The organism is Rhodobacter sp. CZR27 (assembly GCF_002407205.1).
Classification (GTDB): Bacteria; Pseudomonadota; Alphaproteobacteria; order Rhodobacterales; family Rhodobacteraceae; genus Cereibacter_A.
In genome coordinates, this window is the sequence record NZ_CP023548.1 from 1,695,569 (window position 1) to 1,720,096 (window position 24,528).

Genomic DNA, 24,528 nt, shown 5'->3' on the forward strand with positions numbered 1-24,528 from the left:
GGAAGCAACGTGAAGGACAGGCGACAGATGGAGACGGCGCGCGGAAGGGTGTTGTCGGTAGCGTCCGAATGCGTGCCGCTGCTCAAGACGGGCGGCCTTGCCGATGTGGTGGGCGCGCTTCCGGGGGCGCTGGCCGCGCAGGGCTGGGAGATGCGGGTTCTGATGCCCTGCTATCGCCCGCTGAAGTGGCGGCTCGATGGGATGGAGGAGGTGTTCGCCGAGCACGACCTGTTCGGCGGCCCCGGCCGCGTGATGGCGGGCGAGGTGGCGGGGCGGCGGATGCTGCTGCTCGATGCGCCGCATCTCTTCGACCGCGAGGGCGGACCCTATTCCGGCCCCTTCGGCGACTGGGGCGACAACGCGCAGCGGTTCGCAGCCCTCTCCTGGATCGCGGCACGGATCGCGCGCGAGGGCCTGTCCGACGGCTGGCGGCCCGACGTCCTGCATGCGCATGACTGGCAGGCGGGCTTTGCCCCGGCCTATCTGGCCTATTGGGGCAATGCCGGCGTGCGGTCGGTCCTGACGGTGCACAACATCGCCTTCCAGGGCTGGGCTCCGGCGGCGCTGCTGGGCGAGCTGCGGCTGCCCGCGCATGAATTCCACCCGGCCGCGCTGGAATACTACGGGGGCCTGTCGTCGCTGAAGGCCGGGCTGGTGACGGCGGACCATATCACCACCGTCTCGCCGACCTATGCCTGCGAGCTGATGCGCCCCGAATTCGGCATGGGCCTGCAGGGGGTGATCGCCGCGCGGGCCGGCAGCGTGACCGGCATCCTGAACGGCGTCGACACCGACATCTGGTCGCCCGAGGCCGAGGAGCGCCCCTATGACGCGCGCCACCTGAAGGCCAAGGCCGAAAACCGTGCCGTGCTTTCGGGCGCCTTCAAGCTGGACGTGCCGGGGCCGCTCGCCATCCTCGTCAGCCGGCTGACCTTCCAGAAGGGCATCGACCTGATCCCGCAGGTGCTGCCCGACTTCATCGCGGCAGGCGGGGGGCTTGCGATCCTCGGCACCGGCGATGAGCCGCTCGAGACCGCGATGCGCGAACTCGAGGTGCGCTTCCCCGGACGGGTCGGGGTGCGGATCGGCTATGACGAGGGGCTGTCGCATCTGATGTTCGCCGGCGGCGACGCGGTGCTGGTGCCCTCGCGGTTCGAGCCCTGCGGGCTGACGCAGATGTATGGCCTGCGCTATGGCTGCGTGCCGGTGGTGGCGCTGACCGGGGGCCTTGCCGACACGATCATCAACGCCAATCCGGCGGCGATGGCCGCAGGCTGCGCCACCGGCCTTACCTTCTACCCCACCGAGCCGCCGGCCCTTGCCGAGGCGCTGCGCCGGCTTCTTCACCTGCACGCCGATCACCATGCCTGGGAAAAGGTGCAGAAGAACGCGATGAAGCATCCCGTCGGCTGGGAGACCTCGGCCGCGGCCTATGCCGCGCTGTATCGGGAGCTGCTCGCGTGACAGCCGCGCTGCAGCCCTGCGGGCTGCCGGGGATCGCGACCGCCCCCGGCCGGCCCTGGCCGCTGGGGGCGAGCTTCGACGGGGAGGGGGTCAACTTCGCCCTGTTCTCGGCTCATGCCGAGCAGGTGGAACTGTGCCTGTTCTCGGCCGACGGGCGGCACGAGATCACCCGTCTCGCCCTGACCGAGCGCGACGGCGACATCTGGCACCTGAAGGTGAACGGCCTCCTCCCCGGGCAGCTTTACGGATACCGCGTGCATGGCCCCTACCAGCCCGAACAGGGCCATCGCTTCAACCCGCACAAGCTGCTGATCGATCCCTATGCCCGCAAGATCGAGGGAAGGCTGCGCTGGTCGGATGCGGTCATGGGATACAAGGTCGGCAGCCCGCGCGCCGACCTGTCGTTCGACACCCGCGACAGCGCCTTCGCGGTGCCCAAGTCCGTCGTGGTGGGGCACAGCTTCAACTGGGGACCGGATGCCCCGCCCGAGCGGCCGCTGACCGAGACGCTGATCTACGAGGCGCATGTCCGCGGCCTGACGATGCAGCACCCGGCGGTCGAGCCCGGCCTTCGCGGCACCTTCCTGGGCCTCGCCTCGGATGCGGTGATCGAGCATCTGCTGCGCCTCAACGTGACGGCGGTGGAGTTGCTGCCGGTGCAGGCCTTCCTCGATGACCGCTTCCTCGTCCAGAAGGGGCTGTCGAACTACTGGGGCTACCAGACCATCGGCTTCTTCGCGCCCGAGCCGCGCTATCTGGCCAAGGGGGCGCTCTGGGAGTTCGCGGCGATGGTGCGCCGCTTCCATGCCGCGGGGATCGAGGTGATCCTCGACGTGGTCTACAACCACTCGGGCGAAAGTGACGAGCTGGGGCCGACGCTCTCGTTCCGCGGCATCGACAACCGCAGTTACTACCGCCTGACCGAGGGCGGGCGGCGCTACGCCAACCACACTGGCACCGGGAACACGCTGGACCTGAGCCACCCGATGGTGCTGCGCATGGTGATGGACAGCTTGCGCTACTGGGTCGAGGTCATGCATGTCGACGGCTTCCGCTTCGACCTCGCCTCGACACTGGGGCGCGAGGAGGACGGCTTCGACGGCTCGGGCGCCTTCTTCGACGCGATCCGGCAGGATCCGGTGCTGACGCGGGTGAAGCTGATCGCCGAACCCTGGGATCTGGGGCCGGGCGGTTACCGGCTGGGCAACTTCCCGCATCCGTTCCTGGAATGGAACGACAAGTTCCGCGACGACGTGCGGCGGTTCTGGCGCGGCGATGCGGGGATGACCGGGGATCTGGCGCGCCGCCTGCTCGGCTCGGCCGAACGCTTCGACCACAACTCGCGCGCTGCGACCAGCTCGGTGAACTTCCTGACGGCGCATGACGGCTTTACCCTGCTGGACGTGGTCAGCCACGCCCGCAAGCACAACGAGGCCAATGGCGAGGACAATCGCGACGGCCACAACGACAACCACTCGGACAATCTCGGGCTCGAGGGGCGGACGTCGGACCCGACGATCCTGGCCGCGCGCGCGCTCCGGCGGCGGAACATGCTGGCGACGCTGTTTCTCAGCCAGGGGACGCCGATGCTGCTGGCCGGCGACGAGATCGGCAACGGGCAGGGCGGCAACAACAACGCCTATTGCCAGGACAGCCCGATCGGCTGGGTGACCTGGGAGGGGGCGGACGAGGCGCTCGCCGCCTTCGTGGCGCGGCTATCGGCGCTGCGCCGAAGCCTGCCGGTGCTGCGGCAGAAGGGCTTCCTGCATGGCCGCGCGCGCGCGCGGGACGGGCTGCCCGACGTGATCTGGCGCCGGCCCGACGGCAGCCCTCCCGGGCCGCACGACTGGCATTCGACGCAGTTCCGCTGCCTCTGTGTCGAGCTTCGGCTGGACGCCGACCGCCTCGATCCGGGCGAGTCGCCGGTCTTTGCCGTGTTCAACGCCGGCGAGGCGGTGGCGGTCACGCTGCCCGACACCGCGACGGCCTGGCAAATGGTGCTGGACACCACCCGGCCCGAGGCCGGAGACGAACCTGTCCGCGGGGGGCTTGAAGCCCCTGCGCGATCCGTGCTGGTCTTCGTGCCGGCGCCAACTGGAGAACCTGGATGACCGTCAAGACCGTTTCGACCACGCCCTTTCCCGACCAGAAGCCGGGCACCTCGGGGCTGCGCAAGAAGACGCCCGTCTTCATGCAGCGGCACTACCTTGAAAACTTCGTGCAGGCGATCTTCGACGCCATCGGCGGGGCGCAGGGCAAGACCTTCGTGCTGGGGGGCGACGGGCGCTATTTCAACGACCGGGCGGCACAGGTGATCCTGCGCATGGCCGCCGCCAACGGCGCGGCGAAGGTCATCGTCGGGCAGGGCGCCATCCTGTCCACGCCGGCCGCCTCGCACCTGATCCGGATCAACGGCACCGATGGCGGCATCATCATGTCGGCCAGCCACAACCCCGGCGGCCCCGACGAGGACTTCGGGGTGAAGTTCAACACGCCGAACGGCGGCCCCGCGCCGGAAGCGGTGACCGAGGCGATCTTTGCCGCGACGAAAAACATCTCCGAGTATCGCATATACGAGACGCAGGACGTCGACCTGTCCACCGTCGGCCCGACGCGGCTGGGCGACATGCAGGTCGAGGTGGTCGACCCGGTTGCCGACTATGCCGCGCTGATGGAAAGGCTTTTCGACTTCGGCGCGATCCGGTCGATGTTCGCCGCGGGCTTCCGGATGCGGTTTGATGCGATGTGCGCCGTGACGGGCCCCTATGCGACCGAGATCCTCGAGAACCGGCTTGGCGCGGCGAAGGGGACGGTCGTGAACGGCACGCCCCTGCCGGACTTCGGCGGCATGCACCCCGACCCCAACCCGACCTGGGCCAAGGCGTTGATGGACGAGATGTTCGGCCCCGGTGCGCCGGATTTCGGCGCGGCCTCGGATGGCGACGGCGACCGCAACATGGTGGTGGGACGCGGGATCTATGTCTCGCCCTCTGACAGCCTTGCGGTGCTGGCGGCGAACGCGCATCTGGCGCCGGGCTACAAGGCGGGCCTGAAGGGCGTCGCGCGCTCGATGCCGACCTCGGCCGCGGCCGACCGGGTGGCCGAGTTCCTCGGCATCGAGGAGTTCGAGACGCCCACCGGCTGGAAGTTCTTCGGCAACCTGCTCGACGCGGGCCGCGCCACGATCTGCGGCGAGGAAAGCTTCGGCACCGGGTCGGACCACGTGCGCGAGAAGGACGGGCTCTGGGCCGTGCTGCTCTGGCTGAACATCCTCGCCGTCCGCAAGGAGAGCGTGCGCGAGATCCTCGAGGCGCACTGGCGCCAGTTCGGCCGCAACTACTATTCGCGGCACGACTTCGAGGCGATCGAGACGGCTGCGGCCGACCGGATGATGGCCGAGCTGCGCGAGAAGCTGGCGGGCCTTTCCGGCATCGCCTTCAACGGCCATCTCCGGATCGCCGAAGCGGACGACTTCGCCTATACCGACCCGGTCGACGGCTCGGTCAGCCGCAGGCAGGGCATAAGGATCCTGTTCCAGGACGGCAGCCGGATCGTGCTGCGCCTGTCGGGAACGGGAACCGAGGGGGCGACACTCCGGCTCTATCTCGAACGCTTCGCGCCGGGGCCCGAAGGGCTGGACCTCGATCCGCAGGAGGCGCTGGCCCCGGTGATCGCCGCCGCGCACGAGATCGCGGGCATCGCACGCCATACCGGGCGCCGCGAGCCGGACGTGATCACCTGATCCGACCTTTGGCCGGGTTACAGGGCAAAAAAGGCGGTGGTAGGCTCATGAAAAGACGTGAAGGCTCGCCATGACCGAACCCCTCCGCCCGCTGCAGTCCGCGCTGATCATCGACGACCATCCGCTGTTCTGCGATGCGTTGTCGATGACGCTGAAGGCGGTGGCGGGCCTCGCGCATATCGAGACCGCGGACCGGCTGGAAACGGCGCTGGCGCGGCTTGATCTGGCGCCGCCCTTCGACGTGGTGGTGCTCGACCTCAACCTGCCCGACGTGAACGGGCTGGACGGGTTGATCCGGCTGAAGGCCAGCGCGGGGACGGTGCCGGTGGTGGTGGTCTCGTCGCTGGCGGACAACCGGGTGATCGGGGCCGCGCTGAAGGCGGGGGCCGCGGGCTTCGTTCCGAAGCATTCGCGGCGCGAGGTCTTCCGCGCCGCCTTCGACGCGATCCGCGAGGGGCGCACCTACCAGCCCGAGGGCTTCACCCCCCAGTCCGACCCCGCGGCCCCCGCCAGCCAGCGCGAGGAAGCGATCGCCCGTCTCGCGCTGCTGACCCGGCAGCAGGCGAAGATCCTGCAGCTGATCTGCGAGGGACGTCTGAACAAGCAGATCGCCTATGACCTGACCATTGCCGAAACCACGGTGAAGGCCCATGTCACGGCCATCATGCGCAAGCTGGGCGTGCAGAGCCGGACCCAGGCGGTCCTGATGGTGCAGGAGGCCAGCTTCGCCAGCCTGATGCCCGAGAACGGCTGACGCGCTTGCCAGCCGCCTTCGGGCTCGCATAGGCTTTGCCGGGGAGGACGGCGATGACGGAACTGCGCAAGGCGGCCGTGGCAGAGGGCATGTGCCCCTCGACGCCCCTCGTCGCCGTGGCGCATGTCCTTGCAGGCACGCCCGATCCGGCGAAGCACCTTGCCGCGGCGCTGGGAGAGGGGCCCTTCGCCCTCGTCATCCTGTTCGTGACGCCCGAGGCCGATGTCGTGGCGCTTGCCCGCGCGGCCGAGGCCGCCTTTCCGGGCCTTCCCGTCATCGGCTGCACCACCGCGGGCGAGATCAGCCCCGATGGCTACACAGAGGGCGAGATCGTCGCCGTGGCCCTGCCGGCGGGCTGGTTCCGCGTCAGTCCGATCCTCGTCCGCGATCTGGGCCAGCTCGACCGCGAGGCGCTGATCGGCCGGCTGATCCGCGAGCGTGCCGCGCTGGCCCGCGACTGCCCCGACTGGCGCCACGAATTCGCCTTCCTGATGGTCGACGGCCTGTCGATCCGCGAGGACGAACTGGCCTCGGCGCTGGCCGCGGGGCTGGGGCCGGTGCCTCTGTTCGGCGGATCGGCCGCCGATGGCGTGCGCTTCCGCGAGACCTTCGTACTCAACGGCGCCGAGGTGCTGCACGATGCCGCCGTCCTGGCGCTGGTCCGCACCGACTGCCGGGTGCAGGTGTTCAACCTCGACCATTTCCTTCCCACCGATCGGCGCATGGTGGTGACCGAGGCCGATCCCGGCCGCCGCATCGTGCGCCGCATCAACGCCGAGCCCGCGGCGCAGGAATACGCCCGCCTTCTGGGCAAGGACCCCGGCCAGCTCGACAGCTTCACCTTCGCGGCGCATCCCGTCGTGGTGCGGATCGGCGGCAAGCACCATGTCCGCGCCATCCGGGAAGTCGCGCCGAACGGCGACCTGATCTTCTTCTCGGCGATCGACGAGGGGCTGGTGCTGACGCTGGCAGAGCCGCAGGATCTGGTGGCCCACCTGCGGCAGGAACTGGCGGGGCTCGGCCGCGAGCGGACGCCCTCGGCGATCCTTGCCTGCGACTGCGTGCTGCGCCGGATGGAGGCGCTCGACAAGCAGAGCATCGGGGCGGTGTCGCGGCTCCTGCGCGAGCACCGGGTCGTCGGCTTCTCGACCTATGGCGAGCAGCTCAACGGCATGCATGTCAACCAGACGATGACGGGCGTGGCGATCTACCCGCCGGAGGCGCCATGACCTTCGCGCTGATCGACCCCGGCGATCCGCCCGAACGCCAGCGCGACAAGCTGCTGGAAATCGTGCGCGCCCTGATGGCCCGTGTGGAGCGCACGACCGACGACGGCGGGGCGGCCTATGCCCAGTTCCAGCGCGCGGCCATGCTCGAGGATCAGGTCCGCGAGCGGACGGCCGATCTGGAACGTACGCTGAAGCTTCTGAACCTGTCGAACGAGCGGCTGGCCGAGGCCACGCGCGCCGCCGAGGAGGCACGGCAGAACCTCGCCAATGCCATCGAGACGGTGCAGGAGGGCTTCGCGCTTTTCGATGCCGACGACGTGCTGGTGCTGTGCAACTCGCGCTTCGGGATGCACATGCTCGACGTGCAGGAGCATCTGAAACCGGGCCTTACCTTCGGCGGCTACATCGACCGGGTCAGCCGCTCGCGCTATCTGGCACTTCCCGATGCCGAGACGCCCGAGGACTGGGCGATCCGCCGCAAGCGCCGCCACTACGACCGGCACGTGATCTTCAACGTGCGGCTGATCTGGGACCGCTGGCTGCAGGTATCCGAGCATCGCACGGCCGACGGCGGCACGGTGATCCTGCAGACCGACGTCACCGACCTGATCCGGCTGGAGCGGCTGGAGCGCGGCAAGATGCTGGACGATCAGGCCCGCGTCATCCGCGCCACGCTCGACCACATCAACCAGGGCGTCTGCATCTTCGACCCCGAGGGGCGGCTGGTAGGCTGGAACCAGCGGCTTGGTTCGCTTCTGGCCATCCCGATGAACCGCTTCCGGCTGGGGGTCAGCTTCGGCTACCTGCTGGAACGCTTCGCGCAGGAGATCAGCTTCGGCGACGGCATGAGTGCCGCGGCGCTGGAGGCCTGGGTGCAGGCCCGCCACGACCGCCCGCCCTTGTCGTTCGAGCTGCGCCGGGGGGACGAGCTGATCCTCGACGTCTTCGCGCAGGAGATGCCCGACCGCGGCTTCGTGATGAGCTTCACCGACGTCACCGCCGAGCGCGCGGCCATCGAGGCGCTGTCCCGCGCCAACGAGACGCTCGAGGCCCGCGTGATGGAGCGCACACTGGAGCTGGAGGACGCACTGGCGAATGCCGAGCGCGCCAACGCCTCGCGCTCGCGCTTCGTGGCGGCGGCGAGCCACGACCTTCTGCAACCGCTCTCGGCGGCCAAGCTCTTCATCGCGAGCATCGGGGACGAGGCGGTGGAACCGGCCTCGCGCGAGGCGCTGTCGAAGGCGCAGAACGCGCTCGACTCGGTGCAGGGGATCCTCGGCGCGCTGCTCGACATCTCGAAGCTCGAGTCGGGCCGCGCGGCGGTCAGCGTGCAGCCGGTGCGGCTCGACCGGCTGATCGCGCAACTGCGCGACGAATTCGCGCCCATGGCGCAGGCGAAGGGCCTGCGGCTCTCGGTCGTGCCGTCGAGTGCCATGGTGGCCTCGGACCCGACCTACCTGCGGCGCATCCTGCAGAACCTGATCGGCAATGCGATCCGCTACACTGCAAAGGGGCGGGTGCTGGTGGGCGCGCGGCGACGGCAGGGCATGGTCCGGCTCGAGGTGTGGGACACCGGGCCAGGCATTGCCGAGGCCGATCAGGAGGCGATCTTCAAGGAGTTCCACCGCCTGAACGCGCCGGCCTCGGCCTCGGAAGGCATGGGCCTCGGCCTTGCCATCGTGGAGCGCGCCTGCGGGCTTCTGGGCCATCCGCTGGGCCTACGGTCCGAGATCGGGCGCGGCACCTGCTTCATGGTGCAGGTGCCGCCGGCCGGGAACGCGCCGCTGGCGGCGGCGCCGGGCGCATCCGAGATCCGCGCCCATGCCAAGGTCGCGGCGCAGGACAAGATCGCCTTCCTTGTCGAGAACGACGACGACCTGCGTCAGGCGATGGGCCTTCTGCTCGAGAAATGGGGCGTCAGCGTTCTGGACGCGCCGTCCGGCGAGGAGGCGCTGGAGCTGATCGACGAGATCGGTATCCTGCCCGACTTCTTCCTCGTGGATCAGCAGCTCGGTGCCGGAATGACCGGGGTGGACTTCATCCGCACGATGCGCTCGCGGCACGGCAGGGTGCCGGCCTGCATCGTCACCGCGGCCCGCCGCCCCGAGATCGCGACGATCTGCGCCGAGGCCGATATCCGCCTGATCCAGAAGCCGATCGACGCACGCGTGCTCGAGGAATTCCTCGGCGCGCTGTGATCCCTGCCGGGGCTGAGGCCGGTCGCCGCGCAAGGCCTCTCCCCGTGCTTCTGCGACACTACGACCAAGGTCACATAGCCGCACCGCCGCAATTCGCCCTAAGCTTCTGCCAACGAGGGGGAATGCCATGCAGCTTACCGATCAGAGAAACATCAGCGCCGATCCGGATACCGTCTGGGCGGCGATCCTGGACCCGGAGGTGCTCCGGGTCTGCATCCCGGGATGCGAGAGCCTCTCGGGCAGTCCCGAGGCCGGATACGAGGCCATCGTGGTGCAGAAGGTCGGCCCCGTGAAGGCCCGCTTCACCGGCCATGTGACGCTCTCGGACATCGTGCCCGGCCAGTCGCTGACCATCACCGGCGAGGGCAAGGGCGGCGCCGCGGGCTTCGCGCGCGGCTCGGCCAAGGTGACGCTGACGCCTGCCGATGGCGGCACCGCACTGTCATCGGATGTGGACGTGCATGTGGGCGGCAAGCTCGCCCAGCTCGGCAGCCGGATCATCGACGGCTTCGCCCGCAAGACCGCCGACCAGTTCTTCGAGCGTTTCCAGTCCGCCGTCGAAGGCCCGGCCGACGATGACGCCCCCGAAGCCGAGGCCGTGGCGGTCGGCGCCGAGGGAGAGGCGCCCGCGAAGAAGGGCTGGTTCAAGCGCATGATGAAGCGCTGAGCCCACGAGCGTATCAGGGAGGAATTTCATGAAAGTCACGATGACCGTGAACGGCAAGTCCATGTCCGCCGAGACGGAGGGCCGGACGCTGCTGTCCAGCTTCCTGCGCGAGGGACTCGGGCTGACCGGCACGCATGTCGGCTGCGACACCACCCAGTGCGGGGCCTGCACGGTGCATGTCGACGGAGAGCCGGTGAAAAGCTGCACCGTGCTCGCGCAGGACGTGGCCGGCAAGTCCGTCACCACGATCGAGGGCATGGCGAACAAGGACGGCTCGCTGTCGGTCCTTCAGCAGGCGTTCCAGACCCACCACGGGCTTCAGTGCGGCTTCTGCACGCCCGGCATGGTGATGGCCTCGGCCGCGCTTCTGAACGAGAACCCGCATCCGACCGAGGAGGAGGTTCGCCACTACCTCAAGGGCAACATCTGCCGCTGCACGGGCTATCACAACATCGTCAAGGCGGTCCTGGCCGCCTCGGGCGCCGACAGCCAGAAGCTCGCCGCCGAATAAGCGGGCCAGACACAGGAAGGGAGGTTTTACATGCCTAAGGATGGGGGCATCGGCGAGAGCACGCTCCGCCGCGAGGATATCCGGTTCCTCACCGGAAAGGGCCGCTACACGGCCGACATCAGCCTGCGCGGGCAGGCGCACGCCTGCTTCCTGCGCTCGGAAGTGGCGCATGGCCGGATCAACGGCATCGACACCAGCGCGGCTGAAGAGATGCCGGGCGTTCTCTGCGTGCTGACCGGCGCCGATTTTACCGAGGTGGGCGGCAACCCGACCGGCTGGCTGGTCCAGAGCCGCGACGGCGCCACGATGAAGGAGCCGAAGCGGCCGGTGCTGGCGCATGGCAAGGTGCGCCACGTGGGCGACGCCTATGCGATGGTCGTGGCCGAGACCTACGAACAGGCCAAAGACGCCTGCGAGGCCATCGTGGCCGATATCACCGAACTGCCCGCGCTGGTGGATCTGGCGGCCGCGGCCGCGGATACGGCCAACCGCGTGCACGAGGAATTCGACAACAACGTGGTCTTCGACTGGGGCTGGATCGAGGAGAACCGGGCCGCCGTCGACGCGGCCTTCGCCTCGGCCCCGCATGTCACGACGCTGGAACTGGTGAACAACCGTCTGTCGCCCAACGCGATGGAGCCGCGCGCCTCGATCGGCGATTTCGACAGCGGGACGGGCGATTACAAGCTCTACACCACCTCGCAGAACCCGCACCTGACGCGGCTTCTGATCTCGGCCTTCGTCATGGGCATCCCCGAGAACAAGCTGACCGTGATCGCGCCCGACGTGGGCGGCGGCTTCGGCTCGAAGATCTACCACTATGGCGAGGAAGCGGCGGTGCTCGCTGCCTCGAAGAAGATCAACCGCCCGGTCAAATGGGTCTGCGACCGCTCCGAGGCGTTCCTGTCCGATGCGCACGGCCGCGACCACGTGACGAAGATCGAACTCGCGACGGACAAGGAGGGGAACTTCCTCGCCGTCCGCACCGAGACGCTGGCGAACATGGGGGCGTATCTGTCGAACTTCGCCACCTGCACGCCGACCTTCCTGCACGGCACGCTGATGGCCGGCCCCTACAAGACGCCGCATGTCTACGTGAACGTGAAGGCGGTGATTACGAACACCGTGCCGGTCGATGCCTACCGCGGCGCAGGGCGGCCCGAGGCGACTTATTCGCTGGAGCGGGTCATCGACAAGGCCGCGGACGAGCTCGGCATCGACCCGTGGGAGATCCGGCGCAAGAACTTCATCGACCCGGGGGCCTTCCCCTATACGACGCCGGTCGGCCTCGTCTACGACACCGGCAACTACCATGCCACGATGGACAAGCTGCGCGAGATGTCGGACGTGGCGGGCTTCGAGGCGCGGGCCGAGGAGAGCCGCAAGCGCGGCAAGCTGCGCGGCTTCGGGCTTTCCACCTGGATCGAGGCTTGCGGGATCGCGCCCTCGAATCTCGTGGGCGTGCTCGGCTGCCGCGTCGGCCTCTATGACGCCGCGACCATCCGGGTGAACGCCACCGGCAACATCTCGGTTCTCGTCGGGGCGCACAGCCACGGGCAGGGGCACGAGACGGTCTTTGCCCAGCTCATTGCCGAAAAGCTGGGCGTCGATGCCAAGTCGGTGGAGATCGTTCACGGCGATACGTCCAAGATTCCGTTCGGGATGGGCACCTATGGCTCGCGCTCCCTTGCCGTCTGCGGCTCGGCGATGATGAAGGCCGCCGACAAGATCATCGACAAGGGCAAGAAGATCGCGGCCCACATGCTGGAGGCGGCGGAAGGCGATATCGAGTTCAACGACGGCAGCTTCTCGGTCGCAGGAACGGACCGGCAGAAGAGCTTCGCCGAGATCGCGTTTTCCGCCTACGTCCCGCACAACTACCCGCTCGAGACGCTGGAGCCGGGGCTGGAGGAGACCGCCTTCTACGACCCCGCGAACTTCACCTATCCGGCGGGCGCCTATGGCTGCGAGGTCGAGGTGGACCCCGAGACGGGCGGCGTGGACATCGTGCGCTTCACCTGCGCCGACGATTTCGGCAACGTCATCAACCCGATGATCGTGGCCGGGCAGGTGCATGGCGGGGTGGCGCAGGGCATCGGGCAGGCGCTGCTCGAAGGGGTCGTCTACAACGAGGACGGCCAGCTTCTGACCGGCTCCTACATGGACTATGCCATGCCGCGCGCGGACGATCTGCCGAACATCGACGTGGACCATTCCTGCGTCACGCCCTGCACGCACAACCCGTTGGGCGCCAAGGGCTGCGGCGAGGCCGGGGCCATCGGCACGCCGCCCGCGGTGGTCAATGCGGTGATCGACGCGCTCCACCGCGCGGGGCATAGCCACATCACCCATATCGACATGCCCCTGACGCCCTCGCGCGTCTGGTCGGCGATCAACGGCTGAGGAGGGAGCCATGCACGACTTCGAACTGGTGAAACCCTCCTCCGTCGCCGAGGCCGTCGCGGCGCTGGCGTCCGAGGGCGCGCAGGCGCTTTCGGGCGGCCAGACCCTGCTGCCGTCAATGAAGCAGCGGCTGGCGGCGCCCGACACGCTGGTCAGCCTGATCGACATCGCCGAGATGAAGGGCGTATGCCGGGGCGACCAGGGCCTCGCCATCGGCGGCGCAACCTCGCATGCGGCCGTCGCGAAGGAGGCCAAGGCCCACTATCCGGCGCTCGCCTGGCTGGCGGGTGAGATCGGCGATCCGGCGGTGCGGGCGCGCGGCACCATCGGCGGCAGCGTCGCGAACGACGACCCGGCCGCCTGCTACCCGGCAGCGGTGCTCGCCTCGAACGCGACCATCGTCACCGACCGGCGCGAAATCGCGGCCGACGACTTCTTCCAGGGCCTGTTCACCACGGCGCTGGAGGAAGGCGAGATCATCACCTCGATCAATTTCCCGATCCCGGAGAAGGCCGCCTACATGAAGTTCGCCCAGCCCGCCTCGCGCTTTGCGCTGGTGGGGGTGTTCGTGGCGAAGTTCGCAGATGGGGTGCGCGTCGCCGTGACGGGCGCAGGCGAGGATGGCGTGTTCCGGTGGACCGAAGCCGAGGATGCCCTGTCGGCCGATTTCCGTCCCGAGGCCGTCGAGGGGCTGACGGTGGACAGCGAGGGCCTGATCGGCGACCTGCACGGAACGCCCGCCTACCGGGCGAACCTGATCAAGGTGCTGACGAAGCGCGCCGTCGCGACGGCCTGAGACCGACCGCGCTGCGCCGGAGGGCTGCCCGTCCTCCGGCGCGACATTCATCCGGCCCCGCCGGAAGATCGGTCAGATCTGCGCTCCGGGGGGCCGCCGGCGTGGTTGCCCGGGGCCGGACGGGCCGTCAACGTTCAGCCAGCCGGGACCGAGGCGAGGAAGCTCGCGCAGCCGGTCAGCGCGGCATAGTCGTCCTCGACGATGGCGACAGGGAAATCGTCCATGAAGGCCGAGAACCGGCCCTTGTCGCGGAAGCGTCCGGCAAAGCCCATCGGGCCGAGGTGGTCGGCAAAGGCGCGCGCGACGCCGCCACACAGGAAGATGCCCGAGAAGGGCAGGTGGATCAGGGCAAGATTGCCGGCTTCGGCCCCGAGGATCTGCGCGAACAGCGTCGCCGCCTCGCGCGCGGGGCCGGGCTCGGCGATGGCCGCCATGATCTCGGCGGCGGACTTGCGATCCTCGCGCCCGTCCTCGCTGGCGACAAAGGCATAGAGCCGTTCAAGGCCCCGCCCCGACAGCACGTCCTCGACCCCCGCGAAGCCATGCGCGGTCTCGACGAACCTGGCGAGGCGCAGGTCACGCTCGCTCCGCACCGGCATCCCGGCATGGCCGCATTCCGAGGCCACCACGAGGCGCATCCCGGCGACCTCGTGCACGGGCGCCGCATTGAACCCGGTGCCCACCCCGATCACCAGCATGGGGCCGGTCCGTCGCACGGCCGGTCCCTCGACCAGCACGCGCAGGTTTTCGGGCGCGATGCGGCCCAGGGCATGACCCTGGGCCTGCAGGTCGTTCAGCACCGCCACGCGAGCGGCGCCCGTCGCGCCCTGCAACTCGGCCCCGTCCACCGTCCAGTCGAGGTTGGTCAGCGTCGCCACGCCATCCCGCACCGGCCCCGCCGCGGCCACGCAGGCGCCGTCGATCTCGGGGCTGCCGGACGCGGCGAGGAAGTCGCGCAGAACCGAGGCGAGACCTGCGTGATCGGCATTGCGGAAGCGCCGCGTCGTCTCGGGCATCAGCACGGCGCCGCGGGCCAGCGCCACCCGGGTGTTCGTTCCGCCGATGTCGGCAACGAGGGAAAGCGGGGCGTCGGCCATGGCGTCCTCCGGCAGGCAAGCGCGAAAGCGCGCGGGCAAGGCGTGATAGGCTGCTTTCGAGGTGCGGCGCAAGTTGCGGACGTCAAGGGGATCTGCGGGGCGGCCCTGTTCCCGGACCCAGGCGCAGACGAGATGCCTTGAGGAACGACGCCGGTTCGCGGGGCTGGGGCACCCTGCGTGCGGCGCGCGCTCCGCCCCGCCACCGCCGCCCTGTGGCCGGCAGGATCGCCCGGGCGGAGGAACACCGGCAGACTGACCCAGCAGGCCGCGGGTTTCCCCTTGCCTTCGGCCGACGCCCGTGAAACAGGGAACCGCCAAACGATCCCATCCAAGGAAATCCCCATGGAGATTCGCGAGGCGCTCACCTTCGACGACGTCCTTCTCGTTCCCGCGGCCAGCAGCGTGCTGCCGTCGGACGCGGACACCTCGACCTTCGTCACGAAGGCGATCCGCATGAACATCCCGCTGCTCTCCTCGGCCATGGATACGGTGACCGAGGGCCGCATGGCGATCGCCATGGCGCAGGCTGGCGGCATCGGCGTCGTGCACCGCAACCTCGGGATCGAGGAGCAGGCGCGCGAGGTGAGCCGCGTGAAGCGCTTCGAGAGCGGCATCGTCTATGCCCCGATCACGCTGCGGGCCGACCAGACGCTGGGCGACGCCAAGGCGCTGCAGGACCGCTACAACGTGACCGGCTTCCCGGTGGTGGACGACACCGGTCGCGTGGTGGGCATCGTGACCAACCGCGACATGCGCTTTGCCACCGACGACAAGACGCCGGTGCGCGTGATGATGACCTCGGAGAACCTCGCGATCCTGCAGGAGCCGGCCGATCGCGACACAGCGATCAGCCTGATGAAGGCGCGCCGGATCGAGAAGCTTCTGGTGACCGACGGGCAGGGCAAGCTGACCGGTCTCCTGACGCTCAAGGACACCGAGAAGTCGGTGCTGAACCCGCATGCCTGCAAGGACGAGCTGGGCCGGCTGCGGGTGGCGGCAGCCTCGACCGTCGGGGACGCGGGGTTCGAGCGCTCGAAGGCGCTGATCGAGGCCGGGGTGGACATGGTGGTGATCGACACCGCACACGGCCATTCCGAAGGCGTGTCGAAGGCGGTGGAGCGGATCAAGTCGTTCTCGAACTCGGTGCAGGTGGTGGCGGGCAACGTCGCCACCGCCGAGGCCACCCGCGCCCTGATCGAGGCCGGGGCGGATGCGGTCAAGGTGGGCATCGGCCCGGGCTCGATCTGCACCACGCGGATCGTCGCCGGCGTGGGCGTGCCGCAGCTGACGGCGATCATGGATTCGGCCCGGGCGGCCGGCGACGTGCCGGTGATCGCCGACGGCGGGATCAAGTATTCCGGCGACTTCGCCAAGGCGATCGCGGCGGGCGCCTCCTGCGCCATGGTGGGCTCGGCCATCGCCGGCACCGATGAATCCCCGGGCGAGGTGATCCTCTACCAGGGCCGCAGCTTCAAGAGCTACCGCGGGATGGGCTCGCTGGGCGCGATGGCACGCGGTTCGGCCGACCGCTACTTCCAGAAGGACGCGGCCTCGGACAAGCTGGTTCCCGAGGGCATCGAGGGGCAGGTGCCCTACAAGGGGTCGGTTTCGGCGGTGATCCACCAGATGGTCGGCGGCCTGCGCGCGGCAATGGGCTATACAGGCAACCGCACCGTGGCCGCGATGCGCTCGAACTGCCAGTTCGTCCGGATCACCGGCGCGGGGCTGAAGGAAAGCCACGTACACGACGTTCAGATCACGCGCGAGAGCCCGAACTACCGGCTCGGCTGAGCGCGGTCCGACCGCGACGGCTGCCTGCCAACGAGGATGCCCGCGCCGGACCACGGCGCGGGCATCGGTTTCTTGCGGCTTGACGATAGTGACGCGCCGGCCCATCCGCCATGTGGATCGGCTGGAGCCGATGCCCGATGCCGGCCTGAGCCGCGCCGGGTGTGGGCCGAGGGCGAAGCCGGGCCTCCCGCACGGCGAGGGCGGACGCCGGCCCACCCCGGGCCGGCAGGGATCTCAATGACCCTTCAGCACAAGCGTCTGGATCGGCATGACAAGCGCCTGGATACGCAGCAGGATGGCATGGACCATGCCCACGGTGTCGATCGCGTGCAGTCCGAAGCGTTGCAGCGACCCGAGGGACGGATCCTGCAGCCGCTCGTGGTTGCTGGTATAGGCGTTGGCGATGCAGTTCGAGCCGGGCGTGATGCCCTCCATGCCGCCCTCGAACATCGGCTCGAGCATCACGATCAGCGTGCCGGGAGGCACGTTCTGCGAGGGATCGACCAGAAGCTCGGTCGGCCGCAGCTGTCCGCTGGCGATGAAGTGCTGCACGTCGGTCACGACCATGGGTATGACCTGGAAGGGCTTCGACTGGCAGACGACCTCGGCCGCCATACCCGGACGGATCACCTGCGATTCGATCTGGCCGAAACCCGCATGGATCGCCAGCGTTCCGGCCGAGGAGGGGATCAGGAGCCCCGCCGGCCGGATCATCGGGTTGACGAAATCGCCGGGTCGAAGCGTGAACTGCTCCATCGAGCCGTCCATGCTGGCGCTGATCGTCATCTTCTGAAGCTCCACCTCGGCCAGCTTCAGCGAGGCCAGCGCCGTCTCCTTCTGCGCGGGCAGGGACACGTCGATCTGCGCTCGCGCGGCCTCGACCGACGCTTCCGCCGCAGCCACCCCGCCCAGCCGGCCATCGACGATGTTCTGCAGGCGCTCGATCTCGCGCTGCGAGACAGTGTCGGCGTTGCGGGCCCGGATCTCGGTCCGCGTCGCAAGTTCGTCCACCGCCTGCTGGTAGGCGCTGCGGGCCTCGATCACCTGCGCCTCGGCGACCTTCAGCTGCTTGCCGGCCAGGACGATGGCGGCGTCGACCTCGGCCACGCGCTTCTTCGCGGTCTCGAGTTCCGCCTCCTCGTCCGAGGCGTCGAGGGTGAAGAGCTTCTGGCCGGTCGTCACGCGCTCGTTCAGGCCCACGAAGACCTCCTCGACCCGGCCCATCTTCTCGGGAAGGATCGGGATGGTCCGGAAGTACGAGATCGCGTTGCGGGTCGAGGGGTGGAAGTAGAAGATCGTCGTGATCAGCAGCACGGTGAGCAGAAGGCAGCCCACGATGCCGTAGCGCAGTTCATACCAGACGGAGTAGAGCGTGATCTCGCGCCCGAGGCGCTTGCCCTGCACGAAGCGCCGGTAGAGGAAGTCGGGCAGCAGCGTCAGCGATGAGCAGAGGAGAAGTTCAAGCACGGATCAGGCCTCCTTGCGCGGCATGTCCGCGACGCGCGGTGGTGTCTCGGGCCGCATGTCCTCGGCCACGGGGAGGGGAGTGCCGGGGGCGGGTCCCGCAAGCGGGTTGCGAGTGCCGGCAAGCCGCTCGAGCGCGGCGGCGGCGCGGTCCATGGGGCTCTGGAAATCCGGGAGGGTCACCATCGCCAGCAGGAGCGCCGCGATCCAGAACAGGTGATTGTGGGTGAAGAGCGCGAGCAGCCCCAGAACGGCGACGATCTCGAACTGGGCCTTGTTGCGCCGGTGCGCCATCTGCTCGGGGATGGCGTGCAGCGTGAAATAGGCCAGCCCGATGCCCACCACCGTCAGAAGCAGGAAGACGACCATGCCCATCATGAGCATGTCGCTCTCGCCGGGCGCGGTGATGAAGAAGGGCAGATGGTGCGGTGCCATGGGATGGATCGCGTCGCTCATCGTGAGACCTTTCGGAAGATGTCGCCATCGGGAAGCGATGGGGTTCGGGAACGGAAGCCCGGTCGGTGCCCGGCGCGGCATCCGGCGCTGCCGGCCTTCCCGCCGGATCGTTCGGGACGGCACGGGCCGCCGCGTCGGGCAGCGCGCCGCGCGAATGCGGCCCGCGCCGGACAGGCTGCCGGGACAGGGCTGCGCGCCGCAGCGCGGCGGCCCGTTCCGCGCGGGAAGCGGCCGTCGGCAAGGGGGCGGGCCGTCACGGGGCACCGCCGCCCGGAGCGGGCAGCAGGAACAGGGTGAGCGAACAGGTCGCGACCACCATCAGCATGAGCACCCCACGAAGCAGGCAGACCGCCCGGAACCCGTCACCAGTGACGCCGTGGCCACCGCAATGAACATCACGACAATGCCACCCGGCTCGAAGTCAAGCACCATCCGCTGCCGGCTGATCAAATGACCGGACACGACGAGGATGGGGGGCATCCGCAACCCGATCGGCGCCGCGGGCCGCAGCCGCTGCGCCAATCAGGACGCGGCGTGACCCCGCAAGGGCGCAGGCCCGGATGCCGGTCCCTTGGCACGGCAGTGGCGCCCCCGATGGCCATACCGCAGCCGGACAAAGCCGGATGCCGGGGCCGGCCGGCAGTCCCTGTCCGAATGCGGTGCGCGCGCGAGGCCGTTCAAATTCTGGCCGGCAGCGTCAGCGTCGGTGTCCGTGCGGAAGGGACGCGGATTTAAAGGCCGTCACTTCGGCGCCCACCGGGCCGGACCAACCCGGCGTCCCGGACGCGGCTGAGACGACTGCTCCTGTCGCGCGCCTTTCAAGGCAGCTCGACCGGCCGGCGGAATCCAGGGGAAGTGAAGGTTGGACGCCGCGCCCGGGAAACCCGGTGCCGGTTGCGAGCCCGTCCGGGGCGGGCAGGGCGCAGATGCCCGCGCTGCCGTCAAAGGGCCCGCTGTCCTGCCGGTCAGTCCGCAAACCGGACCGTGCCGCGTTCGATGGCCACGAGCATCCGGTCCATCAGGTCGAGCTGCGCCTCGACGCGCGGCGCGTCCCAGTGATCGGGATCGATCAGGCGGTCGTGGATAAGCCCCTCGCAGGCGTGAAAGACCAGCATCGCCTCGGGCGGGCAGCGGGCGAACAGCGCCCGCACCTCGCAGCGCAGGTCAAGGAGCGGCGCCATGAACAGCGGGTCCTCCGTCAGGGCGGCGAAGATGCCCGAGGCGGCGCCCTCGGTATGGCGCAGCAGATCGCGCACCACCGCAACGTAGGCGCGGGCCGCCTCGATCGCCGCCGCCCCCGAGGCGCTCGACCAGCCCGGCGCGCGATGCGCCATCTCCTCGCCGAAGGCGCCCACGTGATCCTCGACCAGCGCGCGCAGCAGCGCGTGCTTGCTGGGGAAGTGGTAGAGCAGCCCGCCCTTCGACACGCCCGCCGTGGCCGCCACGGCATCGAGCGACATGCCGGAGGCCCCGATCTTGCGACTCAGGATCCCGGCCGCCTCCAGAAGGCGCTTTCGCGTGTCGCTGGCGGTTTTCTTCCGCGTTTGTGGCGCTAACTCTGCCACGCTACCTCCCGCGCGGGTTGACTTTACCGTCCGGACGGTACAGTAAATCTGCAAGAAGGAAAACCCCTGCCGGCGCGGTGCGGCGTCAGGCGGCGCGCGAAACCGGAGGGAACGGATGGTCAAGCGTCTTGTCATTGCCGTGATCCTGCTTGCCCTGATCGTCGGCGGCATCGTCGGGTTCAACCGCTTCCGCGACGCCAAGATCGCGGAATTCTTCTCCACCATGCAGCCCAAGCCGGTCACGGTCTCGACCTCGATCGCGGAGCCGGGCCCCTGGATGCCGGGGGTCGAGGCGATCGGCACGGCCGTGGCGGCGCAAGGCGTGGACCTGTCGGTGGAGTCCGGCGGCACGGTCCGCGAGATCCTGTTCACGGCCAATGCCGAGATCGAGAAGGGGCAGAAGCTGCTGCAGATCTCGGAACGCGAGGAACGCGCCGATCTTGCCGCGGCAGAGGCCGCGCTGGAACTGGCCGAGAGCGAGCTTGCCCGCGCCCGCACCCTGCAGGAGCGCGGGGTCTCGGCGGTCAACATCCTCGACACGGCGAAGGCCCAGGCGGATTCGGCGCGGGCGCAAGTTGCCAAGATCCAGGCGGTCCTGCAGCAGAAGGAGCTGGTGGCGCCCTTCTCGGGCGTGATCGGAATCCCGCAGGTCGATGTGGGCGAATACGTCACCGTGGGGCAGGTCTATGCGACGCTGCAGGACCTTGATGCGATGCGGGTGGACTTCGCCCTGCCCGAGCAGCAGATCTCGGTGGTGAAGCCCGGCCTGCCGGTCACCGTCTCTTCCGAGATCGGCAGCTACAACGCCAAGGGCCGCATCATCGGCATCGAGCCGAAGGTCGACCCGAACTCGCGCCTCGTGACGGTGCGGGCCGAGGTCGGCAACGAGACCGGCAAGATCTACCCGGGCCAGTTCCTGCGCGTCCGGGTGGAGCTTCCGCCAGAGGAGGGCGTGATCGCGCTGCCGCAGACCGCGCTGATGACCAGCCTCTACGGCGACTCGGTCTATGTCGTGCGCCCGGCCGAGGAGGAGGGCCAGAAGAAGGTCGAGCAGGTCTTCGTCACCATCGGCCGCCGCAACGGCGAGATGATCGAGATCGTCAAGGGCCTGAAGGCGGGAGATGAGGTGGTGAACGCCGGCCAGAACCGCCTGTCGGGCGGCTCGCTCGTGGCGGTGGACAACACGCTCCAGCCCTTCAGCCAGTCAGCCGCGCAGTGAGGCCCGCATGAGCATTTCAGAGGTCTTCATCCGCCGGCCCGTCGCCTCGACGGTGCTGGCAAGCTTCATCCTGCTGATCGGCTTCTACTCGATCTTCAACCTGCCGGTCCGCCAGTATCCGGAGGTCGAGGAGACCGTCGTCACCATCACGACGACCTATCCCGGCGCCGCGCCCGAACTGATCCAGGGCTTCATCACCGCGCCCATCGCCCGCGCGGTCGCCACAACCGAGAACATCGACTACGTCAGCAGCCAGAGCCGACCTTCCGCCTCCGTCGTCTCGGTGCAGATGAAGCTTGGCGCGAACTCGGACGTGGCGCTGACCGAGGTGCTGGCCAAGGTGCAGCAGGTGCGCGGCGAGCTGCCCGAGGACGCCGAGGATCCGGTGATCGTCAAGGGCACCGGCGACAGCTTCGCGCTGATGTATCTCGCGGCGATCAACCCGAACATGTCCGCCGAGCAGATGACCGAATATCTCGAGCGGGTGATCCGGCCCCGAGTGTCGACCATCGAGGGCGTGGCCGAGATCGAGATCATCGGTGCTGCGGAATATGCCATGCGGGTCTGGGTCGATCCCATGAAGCTGGCCGCCCGCAACGTCACCGCCTCCGAGGTGCTGACGGCGATCCAGGCGGCGAACTTCCTCTCGGCCCCCGGCAAGACCGAGGGCGAGTATTTCGCCCGCTCCATCACGCTGGAATCCACGCTGCAGACGCCCGAGGCCTTCGGCGCGCTGCCGATACGTTCCGACGGCAACCAGGTGATCCGGCTGCGCGACGTGGCCGATGTGGAGCTGTCCTCGGCCGAGCCGGACAGCATCGTGACCTTCAACGGCGAGGCGGGCACCTTCATCGGCATCTACCCGACGCCCGCCGCAAACCCGCTGACCACGGCCTCGGCGGTGCTCGAGGAACTGCCGGCGATCAACGAGACGCTGCCCGAGGGGATGGAGATCCGGCTGGTCTACGACTCGACCGAGACGATCACCGCCTCGATCGAGGAGGTGTTCAAGACGCTGGCCGAGGCCGTCGCCATCGTGGTGGTGGTGATCCTGCTGTTCCTGGGCTCGTTCCGGTCGGTGCTGATGCCCATCGTCACGATCCCGCTGTCGCTGATCGGGGTCTGCGCGGTGCTGCTGGCGCTGGGGTATTCGATCAACCTGCTGTCGCTGCTGGCCATGGTGCTGGCCATCGGCCTTGTGGTCGATGACGCCATCGTGGTGGTCGAGAACATCCACCGCCACATCGACGAGGGCATGACACCCTATGCCGCGGCCATCAAGGGGATGCGCGAGATCACCGGGCCGGTGATCGCCATGACCATCACGCTGGCCGCGGTGCTCGCGCCGCTGGGGTTCTCGGGCGGCCTCACGGGGTCGCTCTTTGCCGAATTCGCCTTCGCGCTGGCAGGCTCGGTGATCCTGTCCGGGGTGGTGGCGCTGACCATCACGCCGATGATGTCGGCGCGCCTGCTGAAGGAGGGCTCGGGCAGCCGGTTCCAGCGGATCGTCGACCACACGCTGGAACGGGTCGCGAACTGGTACGAGCGGCGGGTGTCCTCCTCGCTCGACTATCGCCCCGTCACGCTGATCATGGTGGCGGCGCTGGTCTCGGTCACCGGCTTCATGTTCCTCAACACGACAAGCGAGCTTGCCCCGGAAGAGGATCAGGGTGCGATGTTCGCGATCCTGGATGGGCCGCGCTACGCGACGAAGGAATACACCAAGCTCTACACCGACCGGATCTCGGAGGTGACGAAGGACATTCCCGAGGTGAACACGGAGTTCTCCATCTCGGGCTTCGGCGGGCAGGACAACCAGGGCATCTACATCTGGGTTCTGGACGAATGGGCCGAACGCGACCGCAGCCAGGCCGAGGTGCAGCAGGAGGTGCAGGCCCGTCTCGACCCGGTGCCGGGCGTGCAGGGCTTCGTGTTCTCGCCGCCGACGCTGCCGGGCACGGGCGGGGGCCTGCCGATCTCGATGGTGATCCAGTCGATCCAGTCGCCCGACCGGGTCTACGAGATCTCGGAGGAGATCCGGAAACGGGCCGAGGCCTCGGGCCGGTTCATCGCGGTGCAGAACTCGCTCGCCTTCGACGCACCCGAGGTCACCGCTACCATCGACCGCGACCGCGCCGCCTCGCTCAACGTGCCGATCTCCGACATCGGCAACACGCTGGGCCTGCTGGTGGGCGGGGCCTCGGTCTCGCAGTTCGACCGCGAGTCGAACAGCTACGACATCATCCCGCAGGTTCCGCGCGAGTGGCGCAACAACCCCGAGAAGCTGGAACAGTTCTTCGTCCGCGCCTCCTCGGGCGAGATGGTGCCGCTGCTGTCGGTGGTGAACCTCGAGACCGGAGCCTCGGCGGCCTCGATCGAGCAGTTCAACCAGCTCAACTCGGCCACGATCTCGGCGCTGCCTTCCATCGGGGTTTCGACCGGGGACGGGCTTGCGGAGCTTGTCGCCATCGCCAACGAGGTACTCCCCGAGGGCTTCTTCATCGACTACTCCGGCCAGTCGCGGCTGGAGGTCGAGCAGGGCAACACCATCCTTCTGGCCTTCGCGGCGGCCGTGCTGGTGATCTACCTCGTGCTCGCGGCGCAGTTCGAAAGCTTCCGCGATCCCTTCATCATCATGATGTCGGTGCCGCTTTCGATCTTCGGGGCGATCCTGCCGCTGAACCTCGGGCTCGGGACGCTGAACATCTACACGCAGGTCGGGCTGATCACGCTGATCGGCCTGATCACCAAGCACGGCATCCTGATGGTCGAGTTCGCCAACCAGCAGCGCGAGGACCACGGGCTCTCGCGGCGCGAGGCGATCGTGGCGGCGGCGAAGGTGCGGCTGCGGCCGATCCTGATGACGACCGCCGCGATGGCGCTGGCGGTGGTGCCGCTGATCATAGCGAAAGGAGCCGGCGCCGAAGCGCGGCAGGCGATGGGGATCGTGATCTTCACGGGCCTGCTGATCGGCACCTGCTTCACGCTGTTCGTCGTGCCGATGTTCTACACCTTCATCTCCAAGCCCGACCGCGAGTGGAAGGAGCACCGCGAGATGGTGGCCATGCGCGACGCCTCGGCCTGAGCCGGCAGACGGCAGGGACAGGGCGGGTCTCCGGGCCCGCCCTTGGCATTTCCGGGCCTTTCGCGCAGAAGGGCCCCGCGGCAGGCG

Annotated in this window: 17 protein-coding genes; 13 read left to right on the forward strand and 4 right to left on the reverse strand. The window is 68.8% G+C overall.

Annotation, left to right across the window (positions count from 1 at the left end):
* Positions 1-27: 27 nt before the first annotated feature.
* The 10 genes from glgA (at position 28) to CK951_RS08300 (ending at position 13,764) form a co-directional block, all read left to right on the forward strand.
* Positions 28-1,464: a glycogen synthase GlgA gene (gene glgA, locus CK951_RS08255; protein ID WP_096785695.1), complete on the forward strand. Its 1,437-nt coding sequence runs from the start codon at positions 28-30 to the stop codon at positions 1,462-1,464.
* Complete coding sequence (glgX, locus tag CK951_RS08260; protein ID WP_096785696.1) at positions 1,461-3,575, forward strand: glycogen debranching protein GlgX; 2,115 nt, start codon at positions 1,461-1,463, stop codon at positions 3,573-3,575. The genes glgA and glgX overlap by 4 nt, the downstream gene beginning before the upstream one ends.
* Positions 3,572-5,206, forward strand: coding sequence for an alpha-D-glucose phosphate-specific phosphoglucomutase (locus CK951_RS08265; protein ID WP_096785697.1), 1,635 nt, complete (start codon positions 3,572-3,574; stop codon positions 5,204-5,206). Before glgX ends, CK951_RS08265 begins: the two co-directional genes overlap by 4 nt.
* Before the next feature lie 70 nt (positions 5,207-5,276).
* On the forward strand, positions 5,277-5,960 hold the full coding sequence (locus tag CK951_RS08270; RefSeq protein WP_096785698.1) for a response regulator transcription factor: 684 nt from the start codon (positions 5,277-5,279) through the stop codon (positions 5,958-5,960).
* 53 nt (positions 5,961-6,013) lie between these two features.
* Complete coding sequence (locus CK951_RS08275; protein ID WP_198402329.1) at positions 6,014-7,189, forward strand: FIST N-terminal domain-containing protein; 1,176 nt, start codon at positions 6,014-6,016, stop codon at positions 7,187-7,189.
* Complete coding sequence (locus CK951_RS08280) at positions 7,186-9,387, forward strand: PAS-domain containing protein (RefSeq protein WP_096785699.1); 2,202 nt, start codon at positions 7,186-7,188, stop codon at positions 9,385-9,387. The genes CK951_RS08275 and CK951_RS08280 overlap by 4 nt, the downstream gene beginning before the upstream one ends.
* 127 nt (positions 9,388-9,514) lie before the next feature.
* The gene (locus CK951_RS08285; RefSeq protein ID WP_096785700.1) at positions 9,515-10,054 is read left to right on the forward strand and encodes a CoxG family protein; all 540 of its coding nucleotides are present in this window, start codon (positions 9,515-9,517) and stop codon (positions 10,052-10,054) included.
* Positions 10,055-10,082: 28 nt separating this feature from the next.
* Positions 10,083-10,565, forward strand: a complete 483-nt coding sequence (locus tag CK951_RS08290) for a (2Fe-2S)-binding protein (RefSeq protein WP_096785701.1) — start codon at positions 10,083-10,085, stop codon at positions 10,563-10,565.
* Positions 10,566-10,595: 30 nt separating this feature from the next.
* Positions 10,596-12,968, forward strand: coding sequence for a xanthine dehydrogenase family protein molybdopterin-binding subunit (locus tag CK951_RS08295; RefSeq protein WP_096785702.1), 2,373 nt, complete (start codon positions 10,596-10,598; stop codon positions 12,966-12,968).
* Between the two features lie 10 nt (positions 12,969-12,978).
* Complete coding sequence (locus CK951_RS08300; protein WP_096785703.1) at positions 12,979-13,764, forward strand: xanthine dehydrogenase family protein subunit M; 786 nt, start codon at positions 12,979-12,981, stop codon at positions 13,762-13,764.
* A gap of 134 nt (positions 13,765-13,898) precedes the next feature.
* On the opposite strand, the gene CK951_RS08305 is transcribed toward CK951_RS08300, so the two are convergent.
* A complete protein-coding gene (locus tag CK951_RS08305; protein WP_096785704.1) occupies positions 13,899-14,861 on the reverse strand; it encodes a glucokinase in 963 nt (320 codons plus the stop codon).
* Between the two features lie 342 nt (positions 14,862-15,203).
* On the opposite strand from CK951_RS08305, the gene guaB reads away from it, so the two are divergent.
* A complete protein-coding gene (gene guaB, locus CK951_RS08310; protein ID WP_096785705.1) occupies positions 15,204-16,652 on the forward strand; it encodes an IMP dehydrogenase in 1,449 nt (482 codons plus the stop codon).
* 234 nt (positions 16,653-16,886) lie between these two features.
* Here guaB and CK951_RS08315 read toward each other — a convergent pair whose 3' ends face one another.
* From CK951_RS08315 to CK951_RS08330, 3 genes are all read right to left on the reverse strand, one after another.
* Entirely contained in the window at positions 16,887-18,119 is a 1,233-nt protein-coding gene (locus CK951_RS08315; protein WP_096785706.1) for an HlyD family secretion protein, read from the reverse strand.
* 3 nt (positions 18,120-18,122) lie between these two features.
* Positions 18,123-18,572, reverse strand: coding sequence for a hypothetical protein (locus tag CK951_RS08320; protein ID WP_096785707.1), 450 nt, complete (start codon positions 18,570-18,572; stop codon positions 18,123-18,125).
* A gap of 965 nt (positions 18,573-19,537) precedes the next feature.
* Positions 19,538-20,032, reverse strand: coding sequence for a TetR/AcrR family transcriptional regulator (locus CK951_RS08330; protein WP_269770428.1), 495 nt, complete (start codon positions 20,030-20,032; stop codon positions 19,538-19,540).
* Between the two features lie 220 nt (positions 20,033-20,252).
* Between CK951_RS08330 and CK951_RS08335 the strand changes: the two genes are divergently transcribed.
* Together CK951_RS08335 and CK951_RS08340 are read left to right on the forward strand one after the other, a co-directional pair.
* On the forward strand, positions 20,253-21,356 hold the full coding sequence (locus CK951_RS08335) for an efflux RND transporter periplasmic adaptor subunit (protein WP_096785709.1): 1,104 nt from the start codon (positions 20,253-20,255) through the stop codon (positions 21,354-21,356).
* Between the two features lie 7 nt (positions 21,357-21,363).
* The gene (locus CK951_RS08340; RefSeq protein WP_096785710.1) at positions 21,364-24,441 is read left to right on the forward strand and encodes an efflux RND transporter permease subunit; all 3,078 of its coding nucleotides are present in this window, start codon (positions 21,364-21,366) and stop codon (positions 24,439-24,441) included.
* The last annotated feature ends 87 nt before the right edge of the window (positions 24,442-24,528 follow it).